At 46.1% G+C, this 2,375-nt stretch carries 2 protein-coding genes; both read left to right on the top strand.

Annotated elements, in window-relative coordinates; genetic code table 11:
* Positions 1-244 precede the first annotated feature (244 nt).
* On the top strand, positions 245-919 hold the full coding sequence (locus K8S15_11875; protein ID MCD4776733.1) for a BlaI/MecI/CopY family transcriptional regulator: 675 nt from the start codon (positions 245-247) through the stop codon (positions 917-919).
* Between the two features lie 32 nt (positions 920-951).
* The coding region (locus tag K8S15_11870; protein MCD4776732.1) for a transposase at positions 952-2,375 on the top strand (1,424 nt) is incomplete at its 3' end.

Below are 2,375 nucleotides of genomic sequence, written 5' to 3'. Positions count from 1 at the left end.
TCAAAGGGTTGAGCAATTATTTATGCCATACTTTCTCATTTTTCAAAAGAGATTCTTCATTAAACAAAATATGTGTGCGAAGCGTGGTGAATATATAACATCCTGAATCAACACGTAATAATTAAAAGCTGTCCCAAGTCTATCGGCGTAAAAAAGTTCTTGGCAAGTGTCCTTAATGTTGATAAAGTAATGCAAAATATGGTATTATTTGTTTCAATGTGCAATACTTTATCAAGAGGTCATTATGGCAGCCGCTTCCAGAATCAACGAACAACTCTCTATCCTCTTTACAAAGCAACCATGCTGGATGATCGAACCACTATCAGCCGAACTGAAATATTCCATTCCATCGGTTCGCCGATTCCTCACTGCGGTGGGATACTACAGCAGCTTCACTCACAACGGAAAGTGGTATACACTCTGCTCGATTCCCAGCTTCAATCGGGACGGACTTTGGTTCCACCAAGAGATAGGTTTTTCCCGTGCAGGCAGTTTAACCAAAACGTTGATCGTTCTCACTGCAAACAGCCCTGCGGGAGTAACTGCCGAACAATTAGGCGAAAAATTGTACTGCCGGTGTCATACTGTGCTGGTTCAGTTGCACAGGAGGAAAAAACTGCAGCGCCAGAAGACAGGACGCTCATTTATCTATCTCGCTGCCGATCCTCGTACTGCAGCCAGGCAACGCCGGGCTATATCTGTGCAAAGTGCACAGATACAACAATTACCAGCAGAAATTGCGGTCCTGGTTCTGGTGGAATTTATCCGCAATCCCAAAGCTGGTTTTGCACAGTTAGCCAAAACGATCAAACGCAGCAGGAAAGTCACCGTCGAGGTCGCACAGATAGAAAGACTTTTTCAGCAGTATGCTTTAAAAAAAACGATGTTAACTGCGGACCGGCCTCCTGGCGGGCATTAAAGTCCTGTCTGTGGCAGTTAGCACAGGAGGTCTTGCCGGCCGCGCTGTTTTCCAGGCCACCGGTTGTTCGATTTGTATCTGAAAGGACAGTGTGTCATTGTGGAGATCAGCTTGTTGTACAGAAAACACGTCATAAAACAGTCCTGAGCATGACAGGTCCGTTTGTTGCTCATGAGACGTTATTGCACTGTCCGTCCTGCTCCCGCATTTTCGGCTCTGACGCCTTGCTGCAACTGGTTCCGAAGTGGTGTAACGTCGGTTATGATGTTCTGGTTTACATAGGGCGGGCACTGTTTCAACGGTACCGCACTATCCAGGAAGTCAGCACTGAATTATATTCACGCAATGTGCATATCAGTAATTCTGAAATCAGTTACCTGGGATATAAGTTTATCTCCTGTCTTGCTACTTGTCATCAGCAGGCAACACCGAAAATTCGTCAATCAATGAGGCTCTCCGGCGGATATGTCCTCCATCTGGATGCAACCCACGATGGGAATGCACCGGCACTGATGACGGGCATGGACAGTCTGAGTGAAATTGTCCTGGGTAATGTGAAAATTCCAAGTGAGCATTCAGATCATATTGCACCTTTTCTGCAAAAATTACAAAAAGACTTTGGCGCTCCACAGGCTTGTGTTCATGACATGGGTAAAGGCATCTGCAAGGCAGTATCCGAAGTATTCCCCGGAACACCTGATTTTATCTGCCATTTTCATTTTCTGCGTGACATAGGTAAAGATTTCCTTGAACCAGCCTACAGCTCTCTGCGCTCGTGCCTGCGTAAACACAAAACAAGTCCCCGGCTCCATGCGCTGGCACGGGAAATAAAGCAACGGTTGAGCGGACAGGATTCTGCCCCTGAATTACTGGCAAAAGCTTTTCTCTCCGGTGAACTTCCTGAAAATACAGACCTGTTGCCATTGGCCTCTGCGTATTCCATGACACTTTGGATGTTGCAGAGCAAGCACAGCGGAGACGGTTATGGTTTTCCTTTTGACCGTCCGTTACTGGTCTTTTCCGAAAGACTTTTGGAGGGACAACAACATTTGCCGAAGCTATTGGCTTACTGTCCTGATACTGATAAAATCGGAAAACAATCCGTTATCAAACTGACACGGATTGTTTCAGACTTAATCAATGACATCCGGTTTCAACAAGGAGTTCAAGAACTGCACTGGCGTTGTGATGTTTTCGACAGTCTGCGCAAAGCTATGCGCATTGCTCTGCCAGACGGAAGAAATGGGTTGAATGATGACGGTACAGACGATGCCATATCCACCATTCGCGCAGGCGTTCAACGATTTCGCAGTAAACTCGATAACAATGCAAAATGGTCTGCTGATAAGCTATGCTGCACAATGGCAAAGCAGATTGACAAGTGGAATGAAAAGCTTTTCGCTGATCCTATTGAGGTAGATACTCCGCGAGGGACAGTCATTATCTATCCACAGCG

This window comes from Candidatus Aegiribacteria sp., assembly GCA_021108005.1.
GTDB lineage: Bacteria > Fermentibacterota > Fermentibacteria > Fermentibacterales > JCC-6 > Aegiribacteria.
This window is presented reverse-complemented; position numbering and strand designations above follow the sequence as displayed.